The sequence below is a fragment of the Methylobacterium oryzisoli genome, assembly GCF_046557895.1.
GTDB classification, from domain to species: domain Bacteria; phylum Pseudomonadota; class Alphaproteobacteria; order Rhizobiales; family Beijerinckiaceae; genus Methylobacterium; species Methylobacterium oryzisoli.
Map to the genome: position 1 here is coordinate 38,702 of NZ_JBKIBX010000026.1, position 25,850 is coordinate 64,551.

At 71.8% G+C, this 25,850-nt stretch carries 26 protein-coding genes and 1 pseudogene; 7 read left to right on the plus strand and 20 right to left on the minus strand.

Annotated features, from left to right (window positions below):
* Nucleotides 1-45: 45 nt before the first annotated feature.
* Complete coding sequence (locus tag ACKUB9_RS21875) at nucleotides 46-618, minus strand: F0F1 ATP synthase subunit delta (RefSeq protein ID WP_407526601.1); 573 nt, start codon at nucleotides 616-618, stop codon at nucleotides 46-48.
* 457 nt (nucleotides 619-1,075) lie between these two features.
* Between ACKUB9_RS21875 and ACKUB9_RS21880 the strand changes: the two genes are divergently transcribed.
* Entirely contained in the window at nucleotides 1,076-1,444 is a 369-nt protein-coding gene (locus tag ACKUB9_RS21880) for a type II toxin-antitoxin system RelE/ParE family toxin (protein ID WP_407526598.1), read from the plus strand.
* Nucleotides 1,444-1,836: an XRE family transcriptional regulator gene (locus ACKUB9_RS21885; RefSeq protein WP_407526595.1), complete on the plus strand. Its 393-nt coding sequence runs from the start codon at nucleotides 1,444-1,446 to the stop codon at nucleotides 1,834-1,836. The genes ACKUB9_RS21880 and ACKUB9_RS21885 overlap by 1 nt, the downstream gene beginning before the upstream one ends.
* A 57-nt stretch (nucleotides 1,837-1,893) precedes the next feature.
* Here the strand turns inward: ACKUB9_RS21885 and guaA are convergent, their stop codons facing one another.
* Nucleotides 1,894-3,450, minus strand: a complete 1,557-nt coding sequence (guaA, locus tag ACKUB9_RS21890; protein ID WP_407526592.1) for a glutamine-hydrolyzing GMP synthase — start codon at nucleotides 3,448-3,450, stop codon at nucleotides 1,894-1,896.
* A 150-nt stretch (nucleotides 3,451-3,600) separates the two neighbouring features.
* On the opposite strand from guaA, the gene ACKUB9_RS21895 reads away from it, so the two are divergent.
* Complete coding sequence (locus tag ACKUB9_RS21895; RefSeq protein ID WP_407526589.1) at nucleotides 3,601-3,840, plus strand: hypothetical protein; 240 nt, start codon at nucleotides 3,601-3,603, stop codon at nucleotides 3,838-3,840.
* Nucleotides 3,841-3,880: 40 nt separating this feature from the next.
* On the opposite strand, the gene ACKUB9_RS21900 is transcribed toward ACKUB9_RS21895, so the two are convergent.
* The 4 genes and pseudogenes from ACKUB9_RS21900 to ACKUB9_RS21915 form a co-directional block, all read right to left on the minus strand.
* On the minus strand, nucleotides 3,881-4,243 hold the full coding sequence (locus ACKUB9_RS21900; RefSeq protein WP_407526587.1) for a hypothetical protein: 363 nt from the start codon (nucleotides 4,241-4,243) through the stop codon (nucleotides 3,881-3,883).
* Nucleotides 4,244-4,398: 155 nt separating this feature from the next.
* Nucleotides 4,399-4,749: pseudogene (rpsF, locus tag ACKUB9_RS21905) on the minus strand (30S ribosomal protein S6); the annotation flags it as partial.
* A gap of 96 nt (nucleotides 4,750-4,845) precedes the next feature.
* Nucleotides 4,846-5,883: an alpha/beta hydrolase gene (locus tag ACKUB9_RS21910; RefSeq protein ID WP_407526581.1), complete on the minus strand. Its 1,038-nt coding sequence runs from the start codon at nucleotides 5,881-5,883 to the stop codon at nucleotides 4,846-4,848.
* Nucleotides 5,884-6,000: 117 nt separating this feature from the next.
* A complete protein-coding gene (locus ACKUB9_RS21915) occupies nucleotides 6,001-7,311 on the minus strand; it encodes an RsmB/NOP family class I SAM-dependent RNA methyltransferase (RefSeq protein ID WP_407526577.1) in 1,311 nt (436 codons plus the stop codon).
* A 108-nt stretch (nucleotides 7,312-7,419) separates the two neighbouring features.
* Between ACKUB9_RS21915 and ACKUB9_RS21920 the strand changes: the two genes are divergently transcribed.
* Complete coding sequence (locus ACKUB9_RS21920) at nucleotides 7,420-7,581, plus strand: hypothetical protein (protein ID WP_407526575.1); 162 nt, start codon at nucleotides 7,420-7,422, stop codon at nucleotides 7,579-7,581.
* 15 nt (nucleotides 7,582-7,596) lie between these two features.
* On the opposite strand, the gene ACKUB9_RS21925 is transcribed toward ACKUB9_RS21920, so the two are convergent.
* The 6 genes from ACKUB9_RS21925 to ribA form a co-directional block, all read right to left on the minus strand.
* A complete protein-coding gene (locus tag ACKUB9_RS21925; RefSeq protein WP_407526572.1) occupies nucleotides 7,597-8,025 on the minus strand; it encodes an MAPEG family protein in 429 nt (142 codons plus the stop codon).
* A 7-nt stretch (nucleotides 8,026-8,032) separates the two neighbouring features.
* Nucleotides 8,033-8,188: a hypothetical protein gene (locus ACKUB9_RS21930; protein ID WP_407526570.1), complete on the minus strand. Its 156-nt coding sequence runs from the start codon at nucleotides 8,186-8,188 to the stop codon at nucleotides 8,033-8,035.
* Nucleotides 8,185-8,418, minus strand: coding sequence for a hypothetical protein (locus ACKUB9_RS21935; protein WP_407526567.1), 234 nt, complete (start codon nucleotides 8,416-8,418; stop codon nucleotides 8,185-8,187). The genes ACKUB9_RS21930 and ACKUB9_RS21935 overlap by 4 nt, the downstream gene beginning before the upstream one ends.
* A gap of 31 nt (nucleotides 8,419-8,449) precedes the next feature.
* A complete protein-coding gene (locus ACKUB9_RS21940) occupies nucleotides 8,450-8,701 on the minus strand; it encodes a hypothetical protein (protein WP_407526564.1) in 252 nt (83 codons plus the stop codon).
* 11 nt (nucleotides 8,702-8,712) lie between these two features.
* Nucleotides 8,713-10,206, minus strand: coding sequence for an IMP dehydrogenase (gene guaB, locus ACKUB9_RS21945; protein ID WP_407526562.1), 1,494 nt, complete (start codon nucleotides 10,204-10,206; stop codon nucleotides 8,713-8,715).
* A gap of 249 nt (nucleotides 10,207-10,455) precedes the next feature.
* Complete coding sequence (ribA, locus tag ACKUB9_RS21950) at nucleotides 10,456-11,571, minus strand: GTP cyclohydrolase II RibA (protein ID WP_407526559.1); 1,116 nt, start codon at nucleotides 11,569-11,571, stop codon at nucleotides 10,456-10,458.
* Between the two features lie 292 nt (nucleotides 11,572-11,863).
* Between ribA and ACKUB9_RS21955 the strand changes: the two genes are divergently transcribed.
* Together ACKUB9_RS21955 and ACKUB9_RS21960 are read left to right on the plus strand one after the other, a co-directional pair.
* On the plus strand, nucleotides 11,864-12,490 hold the full coding sequence (locus tag ACKUB9_RS21955) for a RibD family protein (RefSeq protein ID WP_407526557.1): 627 nt from the start codon (nucleotides 11,864-11,866) through the stop codon (nucleotides 12,488-12,490).
* Nucleotides 12,491-12,501: 11 nt separating this feature from the next.
* Nucleotides 12,502-13,044 carry a cytochrome b gene (locus ACKUB9_RS21960; RefSeq protein ID WP_407526555.1) on the plus strand — a complete coding sequence of 181 codons (543 nt, stop codon included), beginning with the start codon at nucleotides 12,502-12,504 and terminating at the stop codon, nucleotides 13,042-13,044.
* Nucleotides 13,045-13,227: 183 nt separating this feature from the next.
* Here the strand turns inward: ACKUB9_RS21960 and ACKUB9_RS21965 are convergent, their stop codons facing one another.
* The 4 genes from ACKUB9_RS21965 to ACKUB9_RS21980 all read right to left on the minus strand — a co-directional run bounded on the left by ACKUB9_RS21965 (nucleotide 13,228) and on the right by ACKUB9_RS21980 (nucleotide 19,476).
* Nucleotides 13,228-13,920 (minus strand): GntR family transcriptional regulator, encoded by a 693-nt coding sequence (locus ACKUB9_RS21965; RefSeq protein ID WP_407526552.1) that lies wholly within the window; start codon nucleotides 13,918-13,920, stop codon nucleotides 13,228-13,230.
* A gap of 517 nt (nucleotides 13,921-14,437) precedes the next feature.
* Nucleotides 14,438-17,581: a bifunctional diguanylate cyclase/phosphodiesterase gene (locus ACKUB9_RS21970; RefSeq protein ID WP_407526549.1), complete on the minus strand. Its 3,144-nt coding sequence runs from the start codon at nucleotides 17,579-17,581 to the stop codon at nucleotides 14,438-14,440.
* On the minus strand, nucleotides 17,571-18,701 hold the full coding sequence (locus tag ACKUB9_RS21975) for a TRAP transporter substrate-binding protein (RefSeq protein WP_407526546.1): 1,131 nt from the start codon (nucleotides 18,699-18,701) through the stop codon (nucleotides 17,571-17,573). The genes ACKUB9_RS21970 and ACKUB9_RS21975 overlap by 11 nt, the downstream gene beginning before the upstream one ends.
* A 574-nt stretch (nucleotides 18,702-19,275) precedes the next feature.
* Complete coding sequence (locus ACKUB9_RS21980) at nucleotides 19,276-19,476, minus strand: hypothetical protein (RefSeq protein ID WP_407526544.1); 201 nt, start codon at nucleotides 19,474-19,476, stop codon at nucleotides 19,276-19,278.
* Nucleotides 19,477-19,958: 482 nt separating this feature from the next.
* On the opposite strand from ACKUB9_RS21980, the gene ACKUB9_RS21985 reads away from it, so the two are divergent.
* Complete coding sequence (locus ACKUB9_RS21985; protein WP_407526541.1) at nucleotides 19,959-21,341, plus strand: class II 3-deoxy-7-phosphoheptulonate synthase; 1,383 nt, start codon at nucleotides 19,959-19,961, stop codon at nucleotides 21,339-21,341.
* Between the two features lie 37 nt (nucleotides 21,342-21,378).
* On the opposite strand, the gene ACKUB9_RS21990 is transcribed toward ACKUB9_RS21985, so the two are convergent.
* The 4 genes from ACKUB9_RS21990 to ACKUB9_RS22005 form a co-directional block, all read right to left on the minus strand.
* The gene (locus tag ACKUB9_RS21990) at nucleotides 21,379-23,235 is read right to left on the minus strand and encodes a CHASE2 domain-containing protein (protein ID WP_407526539.1); all 1,857 of its coding nucleotides are present in this window, start codon (nucleotides 23,233-23,235) and stop codon (nucleotides 21,379-21,381) included.
* Between the two features lie 7 nt (nucleotides 23,236-23,242).
* Nucleotides 23,243-23,794, minus strand: a complete 552-nt coding sequence (locus ACKUB9_RS21995) for a FecR domain-containing protein (RefSeq protein WP_407526536.1) — start codon at nucleotides 23,792-23,794, stop codon at nucleotides 23,243-23,245.
* An 11-nt stretch (nucleotides 23,795-23,805) separates the two neighbouring features.
* A complete protein-coding gene (locus tag ACKUB9_RS22000; protein ID WP_407526533.1) occupies nucleotides 23,806-24,507 on the minus strand; it encodes a Crp/Fnr family transcriptional regulator in 702 nt (233 codons plus the stop codon).
* 273 nt (nucleotides 24,508-24,780) lie between these two features.
* Nucleotides 24,781-25,764 (minus strand): ABC transporter substrate-binding protein, encoded by a 984-nt coding sequence (locus tag ACKUB9_RS22005; protein WP_407526530.1) that lies wholly within the window; start codon nucleotides 25,762-25,764, stop codon nucleotides 24,781-24,783.
* Nucleotides 25,765-25,850 lie beyond the last annotated feature (86 nt).

The following is a 25,850-nucleotide window of genomic DNA, read 5'->3' on the forward strand; positions in this document are numbered from 1 at the left end:
TGGGTGTCGGGGCGGGGCGTCGCGGGCCGTCTTCAGACGCGGCCGTCAGCGGGCGTCCCGCATCGCGAGGCGGATGCTGTTGAGCTTGGTGCGCAGGGACGCGTCGACCATGCGGCTGCCGAGCTTGACGACGATGCCGCCGATCAGGGCGGGGTCGATGCGCAGGTCCACGTCGACCTCCGCGCGGGCGACGTCGCGCAGCGAGGCCTTGATCTCCTCCAGCACGGCGTCGGAGGGTGTTTCGGCGAGGCGCACCTCGGCCTGCACGATGCCCTTGGACGCGCGCACCAGCCGGCGGAAGGCCCGGATCATGTTCGGCAGCACGAACAGGCGGCGGTTGGCGGCGGCAAGGCGGATGAAGTTGGCGGGCAGGCCCTGGATGCCGGCGCGGGCGAGCACCGCCTCGATGGCCTTGACCTGGTCCTCGGCGGAGAAGACGGGGCTCTTCACGAGGCGCTGGAGGTCGGCGCTCTCGGCGAGCAGGGCATCGAACCGGTCCAGGCCCTCGGAGACCGCATCGACGGCGCGCTCCTCGCGGGCCAGCTCGAACAGGGCCGAGGCGTAGCGCCCGGCGACGCCACCGAGCAGGGAACCCGATTCCGATCCGTTCTGAGCCACCAGCGATCTCTCTCTACCTGGCCCGGCGGGCCCGCCCGCATCACGCCGGAACAGGAGCAATGGCGGCGCGCGGCCCGTCGATGATGGAAGGCGCCGGCGCGGAACGACCCCCTCCCCGGCGCGGGGGCCGTAGCATGGGTTCACGGGGGGCGCAAGGCGACGCCTGGCTGGCCCGGAGGGAGCATTCGGACGCCGGCTGAGGGGGTTGGGGAATGCGGGGAGGGGGTGCCGAGGGGCCGGGGCGGGCCATGACCGATCCTGCAGAACGGGCGCATCCCGATCGATTAGGTCCCGCCACCCATTCTCTTCGACTCGGATGGAACTATGAGTGACCCGGGCCAAGTGCGGGTCGCGCCACGCCTCGCTATATCATCCACCTTCCCCAACGGACACGCATCCGTCCGACCGCAGGCAGGCGGGCGCCCTAACCATTGCCGACATAGCTTAGGAGCTATATATGACCTGGGAGGTGGTCTTCGACGACGCGTTCGACGGGGAGTTCGAAGCCTTGCCTCAGCCGGTCCAAGACGAACTCCTGGCATCGGCGAAGCTGCTCGTCGCGTTCGGTCCTCAGCTGGGACGGCCGCATGTCGACACCCTGAACGGTTCGTCGTTCGCGAACATGAAGGAACTCCGCTTCGACGCCGGGGACGGCGTTTGGCGGGTGGCTTTCGCGTTCGACCCGGAGCGGAAAGCGATCCTGATCGTCGCCGGGGACAAATCGGGAGTGAACGAGAAGCGCTTCTACAAGACCCTGATCGCCAAAGCAGACACGCGATATCAGGCACATCTCGACCGTTTGGCCACCGTGAAGGAGAAGATGTGATGGGACGCAGGCTCAACGATGTGATCGCCGCGCTCCCCGACGACCGTCGCGCGCGCGTCGAGGCGCGTTTCGGCGAGTTGAAGGTGGAGGTCGAGAGCCTGGGCGAGTTGCGCCGCGCAGCCGGCAAGGCCCAGGCGGAGATCGCGTCCGCGCTCAAGATCAAGCAGCCCTCGGTCTCCAAGATCGAGAAACAGGCCGACATGTACCTGTCGACCCTGAGGAGCTACGTCGAGGCGATCGGGGGACGGCTCGACCTCATCGTGCACCTCCCCTCGCGCGCGCCCATCCGCATCGAACGGCTGGGCGATGTCGTGGGTGCCGGGACCGAGTCCGTGGAGAAACGTGACAGGCCGAGTCGAGGCACTCGGGCCAGGGCCGCGCGTGCTGAATGAACCTGCAATACTGTCAGCCGGCTTGGCGACAATGGCGGGATATCGGTGGTTTGAGCCTCACTCCCACTCGATCGTGCCCGGCGGCTTCGAGGTGATGTCGTAGGTGACGCGGTTGATGCCCTTGACCTCGTTGATGATCCGGGTCGCGACGCGGCCCAGGAAGGCCATGTCGAAGGGGTAGAAATCGGCCGTCATGCCGTCCACCGAGGTGACGGCGCGCAGCGCGCAGACGTGGTCGTAGGTGCGCCCGTCGCCCATCACGCCCACGGTCTTCACCGGCAGGATCACCGCGAAGGCCTGCCAGATCGTGTCGTAGAGCCCGGCCTTGCGGATTTCTTCGAGGTAGATCGCGTCGGCCTTGCGCAGCGCGTCGAGTTTCTCGGCCGTGATCTCGCCGGGGCAGCGGATGGCGAGGCCCGGTCCCGGAAATGGATGGCGGCCCACGAAGGCGTCGGGCAGGCCGAGTTCGCGGCCGAGCACCCGCACCTCGTCCTTGAACAGCTCGCGCAGGGGCTCCACGAGCGTCATGTTCATGCGCTCGGGCAGCCCGCCGACGTTGTGGTGGCTCTTGATCGTCACCGAGGGGCCGCCGGTGAACGACACGCTCTCGATCACGTCCGGATAGAGGGTGCCCTGCGCCAGGAACTGCGCCCCGCCGATTTTCTTGGCCTCGGCCTCGAACACGTCGATGAACAGGCGCCCGATGGTCTTGCGCTTCACCTCGGGGTCGGTGACGCCCGCCAGCGCCCCGAGGAAGAGGTCCTGCGCCTGCACGTGGACCAGGGGGATGTTGTAGTGGTCGCGGAAGAGGCGCACCACCTCCTCGGCCTCGCCCAGGCGCAGGAGGCCGTGATCGACGAACACGCAGGTGAGCTGCTCGCCGATCGCCTCGTGGATCAGCACCGCGGCGACCGCCGAGTCGACGCCCCCCGAGAGGCCGCACAGCACCTTGCCGGTGCCGACTTTTTCGCGGATGCGCTCGATCGCCTCGTCCCGGAAGGCGCGCATCGACCAGTCGCCGGAGCAGCCGGCGATGTCGCGCACGAAGTTGCGGATGAGAAGCGCCCCGTGGGGCGTGTGCGCCACCTCGGGGTGGAACTGCACCGCGTAGAAGCGGCGGGCCTCGTCGGCCACCGCCGCGAAGGGGGCGTTCGGCGAGATCGCGATGGTGGAAAAACCGTCCGGCAGCTTCGTCACGCGGTCGCCGTGGCTCATCCAGACCGGGTAGGTCTCGCCCACGTGCCAGACGCCCCGGAACAGGGCCGAATCGGCGATGACCTCCACCTCGGCGCGGCCGAACTCCGCGTGGTGCCCGCCCTCGACCTCGCCGCCGAGCTGGGCCGCCATGGTCTGCTCGCCGTAGCAGATGCCGAACACCGGCACGCCCGCCTCGAAGACGCCCTGAGGCGCGCGCGGCGAGGTGTCGGTCGTCACCGATTCCGGCCCGCCCGACAGGATCACCGCCTTGGGCTTCAGGGCCGCGAAGGCGGCCTCGGCCGCGTGGAAGGGCACGATCTCGGAGTAGACCCCCTCCTCCCGCACCCGGCGGGCGATGAGCTGGGTCACTTGGCTCCCGAAATCGATGATCAGGATCTTGTCGTGCTCGGCCGTCATGACGGGTGAGTTAGACGAGCCTTGGTCCCCGCGCAACGCGGCGCGGCGCCCGGATCATGGCGGCGCGTCACGATCGATCGCATTAACCCGCCGTTCATCGCTGCGCGGCGAGACGGGGCGCCTCCCGAAGCCACGACACAGGAGACTCCCATGAGAGCCACCGTCCTCGGCATCGCCGCGGTTCTCGGCGCCACCCTCGCGGCCGCCGGTCCGGCCGCCGCCCTGCCGGTCGCCGGGTCGCGGATCGTCGCCCCCGACGCGTCGATCGAACAGGCGCAGTACGTCACCCGCCGCGTCGTGCGCCGCGGCCCGCGCTGCACCACCGTGGTGACGAAGCGCCGGGGCCCGTTCGGCCGCGTGGTCGTCAACCGCACCCGCCGCTGCTTCTGAGCGGACACCCGAGACGGAGCGGCCCGGGCCGGGCCGCTCCTCACGTCTCCGGCGCCGGCAGCCCCGGGGGATTGAGGCGCGGAGATCCACCACCGTTGGGCGGCCCCATCTCAAGGCGCGTCACGCGCTCGGCAAGGGCGGCATAGGTTTCGGCCACGGCGACGCGGGCGGCGGCCTCGACTTTCACCATCTGAGCCTCGACCCCCACAATCCTGCTCTCGAACCGGGCCTCGAACTTCGCTACACGAGCTTCATCGTGAGCCAACTCCACGGCCCGGTCCTTCTCCGCCTGATCGGTCCGCTGCTCCAGCGCCTCGACACGGTCGGCGAGCTTCTGGATGTTGCCGCCCAACCGCTTGACCTCGTCGAGGATGAGGACGGCGTCCTTCAAGGCGCCCAGCATGGTCCTGCTCACGAGTCGCTCGGCCTTCAGGAGGCGCCTTCCAGGCGCTCGTTGATCGCCCGGAGTTCGGTCAGGATCGCCTCCGAATAGGCGTCGAGTTCGGCCTGGGGATCCAGGGTCTTGGCACGGCTGCGACGGGTCGTGCGCGCCGGATCGCGCTCGCGGTCCTGGTGCTCGTCGCGATCACGCTTCTGCATCATCGCGGAGGGCTCGGCCTCCAGCGCCTCGACCCGGATGGTGAGGAAGCGCAGGATGTCTTCGGAGATCCGCATCTGCCGCTCCATCTCGGCGAGCGCCGCCGGCGGGGCGTCGATGTTGAGGAGCGCGAAGTGGGCCTTGCGGTTCTTCTTGATACGGTAGGCGAGGGACTTCATCCCCCAGATCTCTGTCTTCTCGACCTTGCCGCCGTTCTCGAAGACGACTTCAGTGAGGTGTTCGGATACTGCCTCGATCTGCTGAGGGGTTGCATTCTCCGCCATGAGAAGCAGGCTTCGGTACTGCGTCATCGCAAATCATCGAATTTCCAGTTCCTGACATGAGCATGGAGGCTCATGGATGACAAGGGGTGCGTTGCGCAAGAAAATGAATTCCGCTGGGGAAGATCAGGCGCGGATGAACCCGCGCCGCCGGCCCCAGGCCGCGAACAGGCCGGGCCACGCGGCCGGCGGCGAGCCCGGGACGCCGAGGCCGAAGCCGTGGCCGCCACGCTCGAACAGGTGCATCTCGGCCGGCACGTCGGCACCGCGCAGGGCGCCGTACATCAGCAGGCAATTGTCCACCACCGCCACGGGATCGTCCGCCGCCTGGGCGAGGAAGGTCGGCGTCGATTGCGTGCGGACGTGGGTCTCCACCGAGTAGGTCGCGGTGGCGAAGCGCGTCGGGCTCTCGCCGACGAGGACGCGCCGGCTCGACGTGCGGTCGAAGGGCGGGCGCAGGGTGATGACGGGGTAGATCAGCGCCGCGAGGTCGGGCCGGGCCGAGAGCGCGTCGTCCTCGTCCACCGGCTCGTAGACCCGGGCGGCGAAGCGCACCGCCGCCGTGCCCATCAGGTGGCCCCCGGCCGAGTAGCCGATGACGCCGATGCGGCCGGCATCGTAGCCGTAGCGGAGCGCCCGCGCCCGCACGAGGCGCATGGCCCGCTGCACGTCCTGCAGCGGCGCCTCGGCGCCCGCGCCCCAGCCCTCGCCCGGCAGTCGGTAGACGAGCACGAAGGCGGTGATGCCCAGCGAGACCAGCCACTGCGCGGTGGGCAGGCCCTCGTGCCCGATATCGATGCGCCGGTAGCCGCCGCCCGCCGCGACGAGCACGGCCGTGCCGTTGGGACGAGGCGGGCGCATGACGAGGAGACACGGGTGCGCCACGCGCTGGATCACGCCCTCGCGGCTCTCGTCGAAGGCCGCGCCGCCCGCCTCGGGTCCGCCCCCGCCGGGAATCGGGCCGGGCCACAGGGGCAGCATCTCCAAGTCGGCCCCTGGTCTGTCGGCCCCTGGTCTGTCGGCTCCCGGCTTGCCGGCATCCGTCCTGTCGGCCGGAGGGCGGGGTGCCTCCTGCGCGGCGGCCTGCGCCGCGGCGTCATCCGCAGGCCGTGCGAACGGGAGCGCGGCCGCTCCCGTGAGCAACGTCCTGCGATGCAGCGCCATGTCCGGTCGTTCCGAAAACCCCGCCGACCCTGAACCATCGCGGGGCCGCCTTGTCCAGTCGCGCGCCCGGATCGGGGTGCGCGGCGCCTCGTCGTCCGTACTCCGCGAGCGGGATGGTCAGCGGCGGGTGAGGGCGGCGACGTAGAAGCCGTCCGTGCCGGTCAGACCCGGCGACATCTGCACGCCGTGGGCCGTCCGGCGGAGCGCGGCGGAGAGGTCGGGCGGCAAGGCCAGGGGGGCTTTGGCAAGGGAGGCTTTGGCAAGAGGGGCTGCGGCGAGGTCCGCCCGGCGCCCGAGCAGGCCCGTCACGGCCTCGTCGTTCTCCTCCGGCAGCAGCGAGCAGGTGACGTAGACGAGGCGGCCCCCCGGCTTGAGGAGCCGGGTCGCGCGGTCGAGCACCGTGATCTGCTCGGCCTGCCGCGTCGCGAGGCTGCCGGGGCGCAGGCGCCACTTGGCGTCCGGGTTGCGGCGCCACGTGCCGGAGCCGGTGCAGGGCGCGTCCACGAGGACGAGGTCGGCGGCGCCGTCGAGATCCGCCAGCCCGTCCGGGGCGGCGCGCCCGCCCCGCGGGGTGCGCACCTCGGCCCGGGCGCCCGCCCGGCGCAGGCGCTCGTGGATCGGCGCGAGCCGGCGCGGGTCGCCGTCCGTGGCGACGAGCCGGCCGTCGTTGCCCATCGCGGCCGCGAGCGCCAGCGTCTTGCCGCCGCCCCCGGCGCAGAGGTCGACCACCGTCTCGCCCGGTTGCGCCCCGGCCAGGGCGGCGGCGAGCTGCGAGCCCTCGTCCTGGATCTCGAACCAGCCCTCCAAGAATTCCGGCTCGACGTGCAGGGCCGGCCCGCGCCCGTCCTCGGGCACCGGCACCCGCAGGCCGTGGGGGGCGTGCGGCGTGGGCACGGGGGCGAGGTGCGCGAGCGCCGCGCGCACCTGCTCGCGATCGGCCTTGAGGGTGTTGGCCCGGATGTCGAGGGGCGCGCGGCGCGCCAGCGCCTTCAGCTCCGGCAGGAGGTCCTCGCCGAGGGTGCGGGCGAGCGAGGGCAGCACCCAGTCCGGCACGTCGCCCGCGACGTGGGGCGGCGCATCCGCCAGCGTCGCGGTGTCGAGGCGGGCGCGCTCGTCCTCCGAGAGGGGAGGGGGGGCGAAGCGTTCCCCCGTGAACAGGCCCGCGATGGTCGGGCCGGCGAGGCCCCGCTGCAGGCGCAAGGTTCCGATCAGCACGGCGCGCGGCGTGTCCTCGCCCATGATCCAGGCGGCCGAGGCCCGGCGGCGCAGGGCGTCGTAGACGAGGCTCGCGATCGCCGCCCGGTCGCCCGAGCCGGCGAAGCGGTGGGCGAGGCCCCAATCCTTGAGCGCGTCGGCCACGGGGCGGCGGCGCGCCGCGAGGTCGGCCAGCACCTCGATGGCGGCGGAGAGGCGGGCGGCGGGCGTCATCGCGAAACCGCCACGCTTGCGCCGGCGTCCCGGCCCATCACGGCCAAGCTTTCGGCCTCATGCGCCGCGACACCGCTGTGCCGTGTCCCATCCGGGAGTTGTCCATCCATGTCGCCGCTCTCGTCCCTCGCCCTGGCGGGCCTGCTCCTGGCGCTCGCCGCCTGCGCCACCGCGCCGGCCCCCGCGCCCGATCTCACGCCGCCCCCGCCCCGGCCCTACGACGCCAAGACGCAGCTCGAATACGGTGCGCCGCGCCCGCCGCGCTCCTGAATCCCTTCGTCCTCCTCACGCCGTGGGCGCGAGGAGGATCCTTGCCGCGAAGACGAGCCACATCGCCATCAGCACCAGCGCCCCCGCCAGGAAGACCTGGAAGCGGCGGATCACCGTGTTGGTGGTGGCGTAGACCGCCGCATGGCCGATGCGGGTGAGCACGAAGATCCAGGCCATGACCACGAAGGCGAGGTCGGCCTTGCGCGTGACGAGCGCCAGCGCGGTGAGCGCGTAGAACAGCACCGGCAGCTCGAACTGGTTGGCGAAGGCGTTCGAGACCTGCTGCACCGGCGCGGGCCAGGAGCGCTCGCCGAGCGCGATGTCCCCGACCGCGACGGCGCCGGACCGGGCCGCGGCGAAGCGCGCCCGCCCGGTCCAGATCAGGAGCCAGAAGGTCAGGAGAACCTGGACGAAGACGGGGGCGAGGACGGCCTGGACGCTCATCGCGGGCTCACGGCTCTCCGGGGTCGCGCCAGTCGCGCAGCAGGGTGACGCGGGCGCGCCAGGGCGTGGCGGCGAGGGCGGCCGCGAAGATCGTGGCCGCCTGCGCCGAATCCGCCTCGGCGACGAACCACTTCACCGCGACGCTGGCATCGACCACGATCACACGGCGTCCCGCATCCTGCGGATGATGTCCGTGCTGTCCTCCGTCACGGGGCCGGGGGTAATGGCGCGGATGTGCTCGGCCACGGCGGCCCGTCCCTGGCCGTCCATGAGGAGACCGAGACGGATCAGGTCGCGCGCCACGTCCTCGACGGAGCGGTGCGTGACCCGCGCCTGGAAGGTGATCTCCTCGAGGAGCGCGTCGTCGATGTTCGTGATGGTCAGATCCGACATGCGGCCACCCTAGCACGTCCCGGCCGGCGGCTCATGCGGAGGCGCCGCTGCCGTACCCTCGATCCCGCACCCGTCGGATGATGTCCGTGCTGTCCTCGACGGGACCCTTCGTCTTGGCGCGGATGCTGTCCGCGACCACGACCCGGCCCTCCACGTCGTGGAGCAGGCCGAGGCGGATGAGGTTGCGTGCCACCTCATCGACGGAGAGGTTCATCACCTCGGCTTGGTCGACGATCGTGTCGTAGACCACCTCGTCGAGGTCCCTGATCGTCAGATCCGGCATCGCGCCCCTCCTCAGGCCCGGCTCGGATAGTTCGGGCTCTCGCGGGTGATGGTCACGTCGTGGACGTGGCTCTCGCGCAGGCCCGCATTGGTGATGCGGATGAACTGCGCCCGCTCGCGGAAGGCGGCCAAGTCCTCGGCGCCGACGTAGCCCATCGCGGCGCGCAGGCCCCCGGCGAGCTGGTGGAGCACCGCGGCGACCGGGCCCTTGTAGGGCACCTGCCCCTCGATGCCCTCCGGCACCAGCTTGTGGGTGTCGCTGACCTCGGCCTGGAAGTAGCGGTCGGCCGAGCCGCGGGCCATCGCGCCCACCGAGCCCATGCCGCGGTAGCTCTTGTAGCAGCGGCCCTGGTAGAGGAAGACCTCGCCCGGCGCCTCGTCGGTGCCGGCGAGCAGCGAGCCGAGCATCGCCACGGAGGCGCCCGCCGCCAGCGCCTTGGCGAGGTCGCCCGAATACTTGATGCCGCCGTCGGCGATCACCGGCACGTCGGCCTCGTGGGCCGCCTCCACGGCTTCGAGGAGCGCGGTGAGCTGGGGCACGCCGACGCCCGCGACGATGCGGGTGGTGCAGATCGAGCCCGGCCCGATGCCGACCTTGATCGCGTCCGCGCCCGCGTCGATCAGCGCCTGCGCGCCCTCGCGGGTCGCCACGTTGCCGGCCACCACCTGCACGGCGTTGGACAGGGTCTTCACCCGCCGCACGCTGTCGAGGACCTTCGCGGAATGCCCATGGGCGGTGTCGACCACGATGACGTCGCAGCCCGCGTCGATCAGGCGCTCGGCGCGCTCGAAGCCGCCCTCGCCCGTCGTGGTCGCGGCGGCGACGCGCAGGCGGCCCTGCTCGTCCTTGACGGCGCCCGGATAGGCGACCTGCTTCTCGATGTCCTTGACGGTGATGAGGCCGATGCAGCGGTAATGGTCGTCGACGACGAGCAGCTTCTCGATCCGGAACTGGTGCAGCAGGCGCTTGGCCTCGTCCTGCGTCACGCCCTCGCGCACCGTGATCAGGCGGTCGCGGGTCATCAGCTCGGCGACCGGCTGGGCCGTGTCGGTGGCGAAGCGCGTGTCGCGGTTCGTCAGGATGCCGACGAGCTTGCCCTTCGAGCCGTTCGGCCCGCGCTCCACGACCGGAATGCCCGAGATGCCGTTCTGGCGCATCAGGAGATGGGCGTCCGCCAGGGTCTCGTCCGGGTGGATGGTGATCGGGTTGAGCACCATCCCGGACTCGTACTTCTTCACCAGCCGCACCTGCTCGGCCTGCTCGTGCGGTTCGAGGTTGCGGTGGATGACGCCGAGCCCGCCGTTCTGCGCCATGGCGATGGCCATGCGGGCCTCGGTGACGGTGTCCATGGCCGAGGAGATGATCGGCAGGTTGAGCCGGATCGAGCGGGTGAGCCGGGTGCCGAGCTTGACCTCGGCGGGCATCACCGAGGAGGCGGCGGGCCGGAGCAGGACGTCGTCGAAGGTCAGGCCCTCGATGATGCTGTCGGCAACGATGCGGGCCATGAACCAACTCCTGGAGGACGTGCGGGCCGGGCCTGCGGAGCCTCGGGCCGTCAACGAGTTGGCACCGGCCGATAGCACGCGTGGTCGACCGTGGCAAAGCCGTCCGCGCCGCATTGCAGCCATGCTCCGCGGCGCGGTGGCCGGCGCCTTGGCGGCGCGCCGGCCCGGCGCGGCCGTCGTGCCGCTCAACGTCCGGGATGGTCCGGCGTTGCGTCGCGCGATCCGGGCCGTGCGCGACCCGACGGCGGGTTACGGCTCGGTGATCGACAGGCAGGTGAAGGCGTCGAGGTCGAGGGCGTGGCCGGCGACGTCGCGCTTGGCGGCGAGGTAGCGCAGGTTCTCGGGCGTCACCCGCCCCAGCGCCCGCTGCTCGCCGACGACCGCGATGCCCGCCGCGGCGAGCGCCGCGACCTTCTCGGGGTTGTTGCTCAGCACCCGCACCGCCGCGACGCCGAGGTGGCGCAGCATCGCGGCCGCGAAGTCGAACCGGCGCTGGTCCAGGCCGAAGCCCAGCACCTCGTCGGCCGCGTAGGTGTCGAAGCCCTTGGCCTGCAGCGCGTAGGCGCGGATCTTGTTCGCGAGGCCGTTCCCGCGTCCCTCCTGGTCGAGGTAGAGGATGATGCCGCCCCCGTGCTCCGCCATCCAGCGGGCGGTGCCGCGCAGCTGGTCGCCGCAATCGCACTTGAGCGAGCCGAACAGGTCGCCGGTCAGGCAGGCCGAGTGGATCCGCACCGCCACCGGCTGGGCGAGGTCCGGCCGGCCGACCACCACCGCCACTTGGTCGCGCAGGCCCTCGCCGCCGCGGAAGACCACGAACTCGGTCTCGGGCGCCCCGTCGAGGGGAACCGGCGCGCGGCTGACGATCGCCAGGGCGGCGGCCTGCCGGGTGCGGAAGGCTTCGACGGCGCCGGGTGCCACGGCGAGCGTGCCCTCGGGCACGGCGGCGACCGGCGCCACCACGACGGCGGGAAGCACCTGCGCCAGCCGCGCGAGTTCGAGGGCGACCGCGTCCGCGCGGCCGGCCGGGGCCACGGGGGCGTCGATGCGGCCGTCGATCTTGAGCGCGAGGGCGGCGATCCGCTCCGGATCGAGGACCGGCAGCGCGACGGCGCCCGCCTCCGCGCGGCTCGCGAGGCCGATCCGGCGCAGGCGCGGGGCGGGCAGGATCAGGCGCGCGCCCAAGTCCGGCAGGTCCGGCATGCCCGCGGCCTCGACCGCCTCGGCCGAGACGGCGAGGACCGGCGTCTCGGCCAGGATCGCCACGGCACGTCCGGCGCGCATCTCGGCGACGGCGCGCTCGACATCCACCTGTTCGCGCACCTGTTCGCGGCGGCGCCGCTCTTCTACATTCGTGACGAAGGGCATTAAGCGATCCTAGAGCATTTTCCGACGGAGTGGATACCGGTTCGTCGTAGAAAATGCGGCAAAATCAAAGACCTAGAGCAAGATCCGATCGCCTCGTGATCGGATCTTGCTCTGGGACGTGCCGCCCGGGACGAGACCGCGTCGGGAGATCGTGATGAAGGCCGAGGTGGTGTACGATGACGGGCGGCCGCCTGCGCGTCCTTGCGGAACGCGCGGGGCGGACGCCGCGTCAGATGGGGTCGCCGCCGCTCTTTTCGCGCCCCTGGCGACCGGTTCCCCCGATCAACCTTTCGTGATTGCCCAGCTTGGTCAATCCCTCGACGGCCGGATCGCCACGCTCTCGGGTGATTCGAAGTATATCAACCGCGACGCCGCCCTCGACCATCTGCACCGGTTGCGCGCGCATGTCGACGCGGTCGTCGTCGGGATCGGCACGGTGCTGGCCGACGACCCGCTGCTGACCGTCCGCCGGGTGGCGGGCCGCAGCCCGGCCCGGGTCATCCTCGATCCGGCCGGACGCATTCCCGCCTGCGCCCAGGTGCTGCGCGACGACGGCGCGCGCCGGATCGTGATCTGCCGCCCGGAGGTCCCGGTGCCGCAGGGCGTGGAGGCGGTGCGCGTCGCCGGCCCAGGCACCTTCCCGCCCGGCACCGTCGTGGCCGCGCTCGGGCGGCTCGGCTTCGGCCGCATCCTGATCGAGGGCGGGGCACGGACGGTCTCGGCCTTCATCGACGCGGGCGCGATCGACCGCCTGCACGTCATGGTGGCGCCGCTGCTGATGGGCTCGGGCCGTCCCGGCCTCGACCTGCGCCCCATCGCGGCCCTGCGCGAGGCGATGCGCCCCCTGACCCGCAGCTACCTGCTCTGCGACGGAGACGTGCTGTTCGACTGCGACCTGCGCCGCTGCGCCGAGGCCTGACGGAGGAGCCGATGACGCCCGCCCACTACTCGCCGACCCAGAAGGCCCTGCACTGGGCCGTCGCGGTGCTGATCGCCGGGCTGGTCCCGGTGGCGATCACGATGGTGAACCTCGGCGAGGGCGACCTCCAGAACCGGCTCTACGAGCTGCACAAGTCCTTCGGGCTCACCGTGCTCGCGCTGGTGCTGGCCCGCATCCTGGTGCGGCTGTCGCGGGGCGCGCCGGAGCTGGAGGCGGGCATCCCCGCCTGGCAGCGGCGGGCGGCCCACGCGTCGCACGCGGCGCTCTACGGCCTGATCCTGCTCGTGCCGCTGCTCGGCTGGGCGGGCACCTCCGCCTGCTGTGCGCCGGTGAGCTGGTTCGGCCTCGTCTCGCTGACGCTGCCGATCTCGGGCGGCATGCCGGTGGGCGAGAGGATCCTGGGCGTGCACAAGCTCGCCGCCTTCCTGCTGGTCTTCCTGGCGCTCATCCACGCGGCGGCGGCGCTGCACCACCACCTGATCCGCCGCGACGGCACCCTGCGGCGGATGCTGCCGGCCCGCCACGGCGCCTGAAGGTTGCGCGGAACTCCAATCACAGCTCGTCGTTGCTCTCCGGTCGAAGGATTCGGATCGGAGAACGAGAAGATGCTGAAAGGTGGTCTCCTGTGGCTGATCGGTATTCCGATACCGATCATCCTGATCCTGCTCTTCTTCGGCTACCTGCGCTGAGGATCGAACGGGATTGAGTTGCGGCCTTCAGGCCAGGAAGTCGCCGAATTGCTGGACGTGCTCGGCCAAGCCGAGGGCGTGGTCGCGCACCAGGCGCTCGGCCAGGGCGGCGTCCCGGGCTTCCAGGGCCGCGATGATCTGGACGTGCTCCTGGATCGACTTCGAGGCTCGGTTGCCCTGCGTGAGGGCGATGTTGCGGATGCCCCGCACGTGGATGAGGAGGTTGCTCGCCAGCCCCTCGATCACCTCGCATTGGCCGAGCGCGATGATCTTCTGATGGAAGCGGATGTTGGCGTCCGAGTACTCGGTGAGGTGCTCGGCCGGCGCGTCGAGGAAGAATTCCGGGAAGGTCTGGCGCAGCGAGCGCAGCTCGGCGTCCGTGGCACGCGTGCAGGCGAGACGGGCCGCCATGCTCTCCAGCCCGGCCCAGGCGTGGACCATGCCGATGATCTCGCGCTTGGTCTTCTTGACGATGAACACGCCGCGCCGCGGCTCCGAGCGCACGAAGCCTTCCTGCTCCAGCACCGTGAGGGCCTCCCGCACCGGCGTGCGGCTGACCCCGAGATCCTGCGAGAGCTTGCGCTCGTCGAGCCGGATCTCCTCGTCGCTGCTGTAGATGTCCATGTTGGTGATGGCCGACTTCAAGGCTTCGTACGCGAGCGTACGCAGGCTCGAATTGGTCACGATCGGTTTCACCGCGAAGCTCTTGTCGCTCGCCATCGCATCACCTGAACGCTTCGAGGCACCGCCCGGCGCTGACACGGGCGGTGCGGATCCTCCTCGCCGGGTTCGGCACCCGGCCCGTGCCGGCAAGACGGAAGCCTGGCACGGGCTGCCCGCCCACGCTTTCGGCCTCCGATCCACCGGATCTTCCGCAGATCCACATAAGGCAGATCGCGGTGGTATGCCAACCTGTGCTTAGTGGTTGTCCGCAGGCCGCCGCCCCGCCCGGCTGTTCTGGGGCGGCCCACATGATCCCTGTTTCACGGCGACATGCCATATCTTGCAGGCCGGCCCGAACCATCCGGACTTTCGTCCGACCGGGCGCTGCCCTGCTTCCTGGTATGTGGAATGCCAGCCTGGTGACGCACGCGATCGTCGCGCCTGCCCTGTCGGGGTGACCGGCGGGTGGCTCCCGGGCGGTATCGCGCAGCCGCTCTCAAGGATTCTCTCCGGCCATCCGCAACTCCGAGGCATGGACCTCGGCCAGCCCACCTGTGCTGGCGGGCGCGGGGCCTCAGGAGGCGATCGCCCGGAGGGGAGGGAGTGGCGGGAGGGCGGGGCCGCGCAGGATCTCGCAGGCCTGCGCGAGCGGGCGCGGCTTGCCGAGGAAGTAGCCCTGCGCCTCGCGGCAGCCGACCTTGCGCACGAAATCGAGCTGGTCGGCGGTCTCGATGCCCTCCGCCGTGGTGGTCATGCCGAGTTCGTCGGCGAGCCCGACGATGGCGCTGACGATAGCGAGCGAGTTGGCGCGCGTCGTCATCTCCCGCACGAAGGACTGGTCGATCTTGATCTTCTGGAACGGGAAGGTGCGCAGGTAGCTCAGGGACGAGTAGCCGGTCCCGAAATCGTCGAGCACGATCCGCACGCCGCGCCCGCGCAGGCGGTCGAGCATGGCGGCGATGCGGTCGTTGTTTTCGAGGAGGGCCGATTCGGTGATCTCCAGTTCGAGCCGGGCGGGGTCGAGCCGCGCGCGGTCCAGGGCGGCGGCGACCCGCTCCACGAGGCCTTCGCTGCGCAGCTGCACCGGCGAGAGGTTGACGGCGATGCGGAGGCCGGGGGGCAGGCCGGCCGCATCCGCGCAGGCGCGGTCGAGCACGAAGGCGCCGATCTCCTCGATCAGCCCGGTCTGCTCGGCGAGCGGGATGAAGCTCGCGGGACTCACGGCGCCGCGCACGGGATGGTTCCAGCGCAGCAGGGCCTCGAAGCCGCAGGGCCGCTCCGCCCGGAGGTCGACGATCGGCTGGTAGGCGAGTTCGAACTGGCCGGCACCGAGCGCCGCCGCGAGATCGGTCTCCAGGGTCAGGCGGGCGTGCAGGCGCGTGGCGATCTGCGTCTCGAAGAAGCGGTGCACGCCGCGTCCGCGCCCCTTGGCCTCGTAGAGGGCCATGTCGGCGTGCTTGAGCAGGGTGTCGGCGTCGGGGGCCTCCGCCCCCGCGAGCGCGACGCCGATGCTCACGCCCACCGTCACGGTGCGGCCCGCGAGGTCGTAGGGCGCGCTCACGGCCGCGATGATCGCGGTGCTGAGGCCCTCCGCCGCGACGGCGGCCTCCGGCGCGAGGCAGGCCACCGCGAACTCGTCCCCGCCGAGCCGGGCCACGATGCCGCCCTCGGGCACGCAGCCCCGCAGGCGGTCGCCCACCGCCGCCAGGAGCGCGTCCCCGACCGGATGCCCCAGGGTGTCGTTCACGTCCTTGAAGGCGTCGAGGTCGAGGTAGAGGAGCGCGAGACCCCTTTGCGGGCCGGCCACCCCCCGCAGCATCTCGTCGAGGCGGATGCGGAACAGCACGCGGTTGGGCAGGCCCGTCAGCGCGTCGTGGTGGGCCAGGAAGCGGACGCGATCCTCGGCCTGCCGGTGCTCGGTGACGTCCTCGTAGATCGCCACGAAGCCGCCATCCGCCATCGGCCGCTGGGTGATCGTGAGCGCCCGCCCGTCCGCGCCCGCCGCCGTGAAGGTGCCGGAGCGCTGGCGCCCGGCGAGGTCCCGCTGGCGGCGCCGGATCTCCTCGGCCGCCGCGCCGAAGGAGCTGCTCGCGGCGATCTGCGCGAAGGCCGCGTCGAACGCCGCGCCGGCCGGCGCCGCGTCCTCCGCGAGGCCGAAGAGTTCGGCGAAGCGCCGGTTGCGCACGATGAGCCGGCCCGCGAGGTCGGCCATCAGCAGGCCGTGGGACATGTTGCTCAGCGCTGCGTCGAACAGCAGGTTCTGCTTGCGCAGCGAGCGGTCGCGTTCGAGCAGGGCGTCGTTCTGCGCCTGCACCTCCGCCATCGCGGCGCGCGCGCGCCCATTCGCCGCCGCGAGGTCGTCGAGCGCGCCCTTGAGGGCGGTGATGTCGGTGCGGATGCCGACGGTCTCGCCGGTGGCGGTGCGGCGCTCGGTGATCAGCAGCCAGCGGCCGTCCGGCAGCAGGCGCTCGATCGTCCCGTTGGCGCCGTGGTGCCAGGCGATGAGGTCCCGGAGCCACGTTTCGGTGTCGGCCCCCGCCTGGGGGTACTGCCCCCGCGCCGCGCCGAAGCGCAGGATCTCCTCGAAGGTCGCTCCCGGCCGGATCGCCGGCGCGCTGAGCGCGTAGAGGTCGCGGTAGCGCGTGTTGCAGGTGACCAGCCGGTCGTCCCGGTCCCACATCACGAAACCGTCCGACATCGCCTCGATGGCGTTCTCCAGCCTCAGATGCGCCCGGTCGCGCGCCTCCTGCAGGTCGTGGAGCGCGCGCCACGCGGCGAACAGCGCGGCGGCGCACAGCAGCACGAGGAGTTCGGCCACCGCGACCACCACGAGCAGCCGGTCGCGGTCGCGCGCCCAGGCGGCGAAGGCGGCGGCCGGATCGAGCGTGGCGACCACCGCGACGTCGCCGTAGAGCGTGGGCCGGGCGGCGGCGATCAGCCCAGCCTCTCCGGGGCCGGCCGGGAGGTCAAAGGCCGTGCCGTCGTCGCGCAGGCCGGCGATGCGCCGGGGCTGCACCCGGCCGGTCGCCACCTCGTCGTGCGGCAGGCTCGCCACGAGGCGCGCGTCCGGGCCTTCGAGCAGGAGGCGCAATCCGGGCGCCGCCTCCTCCTCGCCGAGCAGCGCCTGGACGGCGGCGAGCGGGATCTCGGCGACCGCCAGGAGTTCCCCCTCCCGCGGCAGGGTGACCGTGCGGGCGAGGTAGAGCACCCACTCGCCGGTGATCCGGTTGTGCGTCGGGCCCGCGAGCACGATGGCGCCGGTCGCGCGGCGCGGCATCAGCTCCTCCATCGGGAAGGCGAGCGGGCGCGCCCGGACGCGGGCCGAGGCCCAGAGCGACCCGTCGCGCCGCACCAGGAAGACGTCGCGAAACAGCGTGCTCTGGACGTTGAAGCCGCGCAGCAGGCGCCCGGCCGCCTCGGCCGTGACCTCGCCGCGCGTCCCCTCGATGGTGGAGAACAGCACCGGCAGGCTGGCGAGCACGCTGTCGACCTGCAGGAACTGGCGGTTGACCGTGTTGGCGACCGTCAGCACCGCCTGTTCCAGGTCCCGTTCGGCCGCCCCGCGCGCGGTCGTCCAGGTCCGCTGCAGCACCAGCGCGGCACCGCCGACGAGCGCGACCGACAGGAGGGCGGCGGCGAGCAGCACCGCGCCGGCGAACCGGCGGCGCGTCAGCGCGGCGAGGCCCCCGGGCCGGGGCGGCGGGGCCTCACCGCGCACCGGCCCGGATCCCGAGCGAGGCCGCGATCGTGCCGTTCCAGGCCTCCGCGCAGGCGTCGCCGCAGCGCTCGATCCAGCCCGGCAGCACGGTCTCGACGAGGAGCCGGCGGCGGCGGGCCTCGTCCGCCGGGCTCGGCACCACGAGCGTCAGGCCGGCGCGGCGCGTCCCCTCGCAGGCCGCGCCGCTGATGCAGGCGAGGCCCTGCACGGTGTCCTGCTCGGCCGCCTGCCAGATGCTCCGCTCCAGATCCGCCACGCCGCGCCGCACCGTCTCGCGCAGGTCCGGCGCGAGGGCCTCCCAGGCGGCGCGGTTGGCGCCGAAGATCGACACGCCCCAGCCGATCGCCATGCCGTGGACGTGGCTCGTCACGCGGGTCAGGCCGACCTCCGCGCCGCTCAGCGTGCCGGTGATCGCGCACTCGGCCACGCCCTTGGTGATCGCTCCGACCATCTCGGCGAACGGGGTGATGACCGGGACCGCCCCGAGGGCCGCGATCCATTCGGACTGGTTGACCGAGGAGGTGCGCACCCGCCGCCCGGCCAAATCGTCGAGGCCGCGGAACGGCTTGGCGCAGTAGAGCACCTGCGCCGGGTAGGCGTAGACGCCGAGCAGCTCGATCCCGTAGCGCTCCTGCAGCAGCGCCGCGAGATGCGGCCGGTAGGCCTCCACGGTCCGGCGCAGCGCCGCGGTGTCCGGGCTGAGGCCCGGCAGGTCGATGGCGGAGAGCTCCGGATCGTCGCCGGCCACCACCGACACGATCGCGGTGCCGAACGGGACGACGCCGAGCCGCATCACCTGCAGCATGTCCTGGCCGCGCAGTCCGCTGCGGTCGAAGGAGTGGATGCTCGCCTCGATCCGGCCGCCCGACAGCACGCCGATCGTCCGGGACCAGAACGGTTCCTCGAACTGGGTGAACTGGCGCACGCCCGCGAGCCCGCCCACGATCTTGAGGCGGATCGGCGGCTCGGCACGGGCCTCCGGCGCCGCGCCCGCGCAGAGGAGCGCGACGGCGAGCGCGCCGCCGCGCAGGAGCGCCAGGGCGCGCCGCCACGCGGCCGGACCCGGCCGGGCCATCGTCTCGTCGCGGTCGCGGAAAGGCGCGGGCAGGCGCGCGGTCATGGCGCTGGGAGCATGGCTGGGACCATGGCGCTGCGACTCCGATCCTGCCGCCCGGTGACTTTGCCATGACCGGGCGGACCGCACGCAGTGTTCAGGGGAAAGGTTAAGGAAGCGCCCGCGCGGCGGGACGGCTCGCTCAAAGGTTGAAGACCCCCCGCGGCACCAGCCGTCCGCCGGCGCCGGAAGAACCGGCTGCCGCGAGCGGCCATCGTCCGGGCCTGCCGTTGAGGAGCCATGGCGAGGGGCCGGCACGAGGTGTGCGGCCGTCGGATCGGCCGGACGGGCGGGAGATGGTCAGGCGCGTCCTTGCCGATGCGGCGCGGCAGGGGCGGTGGCGCGCGAAGGCAGATGGCGCGGCGCCGTCCCCGGGCGAAGGGACATCAGGACACGGTCGCGCAGCAGGACGGGAGGGCCCTCGATGCCGGTCACGCTGCCCCGTTGGCCTGGGTGATTCGGTCCGGCGAGATCCGCATCGACGCAACCGGAGGATGATCCTGCGCCGGTCCCGGCGGCGGAACGGCTCCGGTTCCGCGCAGGTGAGATGCGACGTGCCGCTGCACCGATCGGCCTCCTCTCAGAGCAGTGCCGGTTCGGCGAGGTCGATGGCGTGCGTCCACAGGCGCCAGGGCGCCGGCACCGGCACAAATTCCCGCTCGTCCAAAGTCCAGTCCGGCTGGCCCGTCTGCTGGATGCAGAGCCGGAACGGCACCGCGCAGGATCGGCCGACGAGGACGACCGACAGGACGTTGCGTCCGGGATGCAGCCAGGGTGTCACGTCATAGGTGAATCCATCCTCGCTGACGGGCCATTCCGTTAAGGCCGGCTGCGTGACAGCGAAAGTGTTGAGGCTTACGACCGCGCGATCTCCTGCACCAGATACTGTCAATCTTAGTGTGTCACCGATGCGTAGGCGCATGTGGCCCCCAGAGCGCAGTCAAAGCAGCGGCCATCTGTGGTTAATGCTTTCTGCTTCGCGGGATTCTGGCAAGCAGAACAATATGCGAACATGAACTTTTGCCGATTTACAATCTCGAGTTGCTGCAACATCAAGGGTTTGCACGGACATTATCGAAGGATAAAGTTCGAACGGAATTCCTTCTGCCGCCTGCAAAAACTCATCGCAAAACGTTATCGACGGCGTGAGCGGGCCCGTCGCCCGCCCTCGCTTCCGGGACGCAACCGCCCTATAAGCGCGGCTCCGCCGGTCCGTGCGGGGTCGGCGAGTCAGCCTTCGGGAGAGGTGTGCGGGAGAGGACGATGAGCGAGCGATGGACCCCTTCGGGCTGGCGGCGGCTGCCGATCCAGCAGGTGCCCGATTATCCGGATGCGGTGGCGCTGGAGGCGGTGGAACGTCAGCTCGCGAGCTTTCCGCCCCTGGTTTTTGCAGGTGAGGCGCGCAAGCTGAAGAAGAGCCTCGCCAAGGTCGCGGCCGGCGAGGCGTTCCTGCTTCAGGGCGGCGACTGCGCCGAGAGCTTCGACGAGCACTCGGCCGACAACATCCGCGACTTCTTCCGCGTCTTCCTGCAGATGGCGCTGGTGCTGACTTTCGCGGGCGGCTCGCCCGTGGTGAAGGTCGGGCGCATCGCCGGGCAGTTCGCCAAGCCCCGCTCCTCGCCCACCGAGAGCGTGGACGGGGTCGCGCTGCCGAGCTACCGCGGCGACATCGTCAACGGCCTCGCCTTCACGGCGCAGGACCGGATTCCCGATCCGAAGCGTCAGCTCGAAGCCTACCGGCAGTCGGCCGCGACGCTGAACCTGCTGCGCGCCTTCGCGGGTGGCGGCTACGCCAACTTGGAGAACGCCCACCGCTGGATGCTGGGCTTCGTCAAGGACTCGCCCCAGTCCTCGGCCTACGAGGATCTGGCCCAGCGCATGACCGAGACCCTCGACTTCATGCGGGCGATCGGCATCAACCCGGAGACGCACCAGGAGGTGCGCCAGACCGACTTCTACACCAGCCACGAGGCCCTGCTCCTCGGCTACGAGGAGGCGCTCACCCGGGTCGATTCGACGAGCGGCGACTGGTACGCCACCTCCGGTCACATGCTCTGGATCGGCGACCGCACGCGGCAGGCGGATCACGCCCACATCGAGTTCGCGCGGGGCGTGAAGAACCCGGTCGGCCTCAAGTGCGGCCCGTCCCTGAAGCCGGACGACCTGATCCGGCTGATCGGCCTCCTCAACCCGGAGAACGAGCCGGGCCGGCTCACCCTGATCTGCCGCTTCGGCGCCGACAAGGTGGGCGATCACCTGCCCGGCCTGATCCGGGCGGTGGAGCGCGAGGGCCGCGCGGTGGTGTGGTCGTGCGATCCCATGCACGGCAACACCATCACGGCGAGCGGCTACAAGACCCGGCCGTTCGAGCGGGTGATGAAGGAGATCCAGGGCTTCTTCGACGTCCACCAGGCGGAGGGCACCTACGCGGGCGGCATCCACTTGGAGATGACCGGCAAGAACGTCACCGAGTGTACGGGCGGCGCCCGGGCGCTGACGGCCGAGGACCTGCAGGACCGCTACCACACCTACTGCGACCCGCGCCTCAACGCCGAGCAGGCGCTGGAGGTGGCGTTCCTGACCGCCGACCTCGTCAAGCGCGAGCGCAAGGAGCACGAGCGCCCGCGGATCGAGGCCGCGGAATAGACCGAAGTGCGGCCCGCGGCGATGCCGCGGGCCGTCCTCAGGCCACTTTGGTCGGTCGCCACAGCCGCAGGGTGAGGGGCTCGACCCGGCCCCGCACCACCACCGGCAGCGGTGCGCTCAGGCCCGCGGGCAGCGCGTCGAGGGCCGCCAGCACCTCGGCGCTGAACGCCACGGGAGCGCCGTGCTGCTTGGTGATCTCGAGGAGGCGGCTCGCCACGTTCACGGTGTCTCCGGTCGCCGTGATGTGCTGGTTGTGCGCACCCCCGAGGCGGGACATCACCACCGGCCCGGCATGCACGCCGATCCGCACGCCGATGGCGCCCTCCGTCACATCCTCGGCGAGCCAGGCCGTGAGGCGGGCGTGGAGCGTCAGGGCGGTAGCCACCGCCCGCGCCGCATCGTCGTCGCGCGCCTCCGGCAGGCCGAACAGCACCATGGCGCCGTCGCCCATGAAGCTCGTGACCGAGCCGTCGCGAGCCGTCACCTCCTCCTCCACCAGCTCGTGCATCGCCTTCAGGCGCTCGCGGGTGCGCTCCGGGCCGAGGCGCTCGGCGAGCCCGGTGAAGCCCGAGAGATCGACGAACAGCACAGCGGCCCGCTGCACCACCGGCACGTCGAGGAAGTCGGGTGTTTCGGCGAGGCGGGCGGCGAGCGCCGGGGCGTGGAAGCGCAGCAGGGCGGCCCGGGCCGCTTCGAGTCTGCGCTCCTGGCGCTGGTCGAGCCACAGCCGGGCGGCGGCGTAGGGCACCACCGGCACGATCGTCGCCGCCAGGGGCAGGGCCATGCTGAGCCAGATCCCGCGGGCGAAGGCCATCGCGGCCACCGCGCTCGCCGCCGTGAGGACGAGCGCGCTGAGCACGAGACCGATGCCGATGCGACGCGACGAGATCAGGAGCAGGATCACCGCCGGCAGGATCAGTGCCGCCGCCGCATCGATGCGCCGGATGGCCGTGGTGCGCACCAGCGCGTCGCCCGTGACGAGATGCGCGATCCCGGTCGCCAGCACCTCGACGCCGGGCAGAACCGGGTCGAAGGGCGTCGCCAGGGTGTCGCCGCTGCCGAGCGCGGTCGCGCCGACGATCAAGATCTTGTTCACGATGTTTTCACGGGAAAACGTGCCGTCGAGCACCGTCCGGGCGCTGAGCGTGCGGATGCTGCCCTGCGGCCCGTAGAAGCGCAGCGCCAGGGAGGCGCCGACATCGAGCGGTGTAGCCACCGGTTCGAGCCGGACCGCGTCGCGGGCGAGGTCCGGTTCTTGGCCCAGGCCGAGCGCGGCGGCGCGCAGCGACAGGGAGGCATGCAGGGTGCCATCCGCCGCCACGAGGAGCGGGATGTGCCGGGGCGTGCCGCCGTGATCGGTGGCGACGTTGACGAGGCCCAGCGCCCCGACCTGGGCGAGAAGCCGGGTCGGACGCAGCAGGTGTTCGGCCACCGGCAGGTCGGTGTAGGGACCGGCCTGCGCCGCCCGCTCCGCGCCGCCGCGCGCGAAGGTGGCCGCCATGGCGACGATCGCCGGGGCGGTCGCGAGCGCGCGGGCGAGCGCCTCGTCCGCCTCCGGCGGGCCGGGATCGGCGAAGAGCACGTCCACCGCCAGCGCCTTCGGCGAGGCTTCGGCCAGGGTGCGCACCAGCCGCGCCATCACGGCGCGGGGCAGCGGGTAGGCGCCCGCCGCCCGCACGGTCTCGTCGTCGATGGCGATCACCACCACGCCGTCCGGCGCCGGCCGCGGGCCGGCGAGGAGGAAGCGCAGGTCCGCGAGCGGGCCCTCGATCCGGTCGAGCACGGAGGCCTCGCCCCTGAGATGGCCGGGGATCAGCGAAAAACTCCAGGCCAGGGCGAGCGCCAGCGCGCCGGCGGTGAGCCACGCCGACGGGGACGGCCACCGGGGCGTCACGCCCGCCTCAGCGGCCGAACCGTGCGAGGAGATGCAGGCGACGCTCGGCCGACCACCGCTTGACCTGCAGGGGGCCGGTGCCGGCATCGACGTCGACGCCGTCGCCCGCCCGCAGGATGGCGGCCTCTCTCGGGGTGGTGCTGCGGGCCACCGCGACGGCGCCCTGCTGCACGAACACCGCGGTCGTGGCCGCCGCGACGTCGACCGCCCAGACGGTGCCGCGCACCGAGGCGATGGCGTGCGGGGTGAGCACCTGGAAGCCGCCCCGGCGGCGCGGCGCCACCTCGATCAGCAGACCCTTGGACCGGAGGTCCACCGCCTCGGCGCGGCCGTCGCGGTCGCGGTCGATCAGGCGGTACTCGGCCCCCTTCTCGGCGGAGATCTGCAGGCCGTCCGGGCAGGCCAGCACCTCGCGGGGCGGGTCGGTGTAGGTGGTGATCGCGCAGCCGCGCCCCTGCGCCTGAGCCTGCGCCCCGGCGAGCGCCAGGGCGAGGACGAGCGTCGCCCGAAGGGCGGCGTGTCTGGACGGGGTGGTCCGAGCGGGCACCAGGCACCTCATGCGGTTCTCCCTCATGATTCGCGTCCCACGCCCGGCTCGGGCTCGCGCGGATCGAGGGCCGCGAGACGGGCGGTGTCGAGGACGTGGATGCGGCCGCGCCCGAGCGCGATCAACCCGGCGCGCTTCCACACCTGCAGGTTTCGGTTGACGCTCTCGCGGGTCGCCCCGACGAAGACCGCGAGTTCTTCCTGCGAGACCGCGATCTCGGCACCGTAATCGTCGCATAGCCCGAGGAGGCGCCGCACCAGCCGCCGCTCCAGCGGCAGGAAGGACGCTTCTTCGGTCCGCTCGCTCATCCAGCGGATGCGGGCGCAGAGCAGTTCGATGAGCTGCACCGCGATGGTGGGCTCGCGGGCGACCAGCGCCAGCAGATCGCGGCGCATCACCACGAACAGGTCGGTCGGCTCGCTCGTGAAGGCGTTGGCGGTGCGGGGCTGGCCGTCGAGGAGCGCCACCTCGCCGAAAACGTCGCCGGGTCCCAGGATGTTGAGCGTCCGCCGCCGCCCGTCGTCGGTCGCGGTGGCGATGCGGATCTGCCCGCGGCGGATCGCGTAGAGTGCGTCGCCGGGATCGCCCTTCAGAAAGAGGGTCCGGCCCGCCTCCAGGCTGCGCGTGACGCACAGGGCGGCGATGACCGCCACGGTCTCGGGTTCGAGCCGGCCGAAGAACGGGTTGACCGCGAGCAGCCGGGCGAGGTCGCGCGGCGCGGTCATCGTCGGGCCTCCGTGCGGGATGCGGTCATGGTTCGTGCCTCCGCGGCCGGTCGCAGCGCCGGCCCGCCGCCACCCGACACCGCCGCGCGGATTCCTGTCCGTGACGTTCGTCACAGCACGGCGACGGAAGCGGGCGCAGCGCGACGCCGGACCCGGCCCGGCGGCATGCCGGGGTGGCCGCCCGTGAAGCCTAGCAGATTCCGGCGCCCCGCGCCCGTGCGGTCGCGCGGGACGGCCCGCGCGGCCGTGACGAGATCGGCCCGAGATCCGGCTTCAGCCGATCGCCTTGATGTAGATGCTGGCGTCCAGGTACTCCGACGCCTTCACGAACTGCGTGATGCCGGCATGGCTCATGAAGAAGTCGGTCGATTGCTGCAGCCAGTTCGTCACCGTGCCGTCCGCGTAGAGGCGCTTCCAGTCCTTGGAGGTGAACATCTTCTGGGCGCGGAACTGCTCCTGGATGTCGGCGAGCGGGACGGCGGGATAGTGCTTCTCCTGCAGGTCCTTCACGGCCGCGTCGCTGTTGGCCATGATGTAGTCGTTGGCCTCGGCCCAGCCCTTCACGATCCGGCCGAGCACCTCCTTGTTGCCCTCGTAGTAGTCGTTGCGGGCCGCCCAGCCGCCGATGATGGCGGCCTGCGGGTAGTAGGCGGAGGCGTCCGTGAGCTTGACGGCCCCCGGGACCTTGTCGCGCACCGTGATGTTGAACGGGACCCACAGGGCCACCGCCGGCACCGCGCCCGACACGAAGGCGGTCACGGCCGAGGGCATCGGCTGGTTGAGGATCTCGACCTCCTTGGGGTCGATCTTGTTCGCCCGCAGCGCCCGGTCGAGGAAGACGTGCGCGGTCGTGCCGACCGCGGTGGCGATGCGCTTGCCCTTGAGGTCCGAGAAGGAGGTGATGCCCTGGTCGCCCCGCACCCAGAGCTGGGCCGTGGCCACCTCGATGTCGTTGATGAGGAAGACCTTGCCCTGCCCGCGCGCCGGGAAGTTCGACAGCACCGCCCCGGTCGAGAGCACGTCGAGGCTGCCGCCGATCAGGGCCTGGAAGAGTTCGAGCCCGGTGTTGAACTGCTTCATCTCGAACTCGAGACCGTTCTTGGCGAAGGCGCCGCGGTCGAGCCCGGTCCAGATCTGGCCGTCCACCGCGACGGTGTGCAGGTAGCCGACCCGCACCTTCGTCCGCGCCTGCGCCAGCGCGGGCCGTGCCAGGGCCGCGCCCGCCACCGCACCCGCCAGAAAGTCACGACGCCTCATGGCCACCTCCCGTTGCGCCCCGAAGCCGCCTCCGTCGCGACGGAGGCGGCTTCGGGTCTTCGACTCTGCCGCGGTTCCTGCGACGA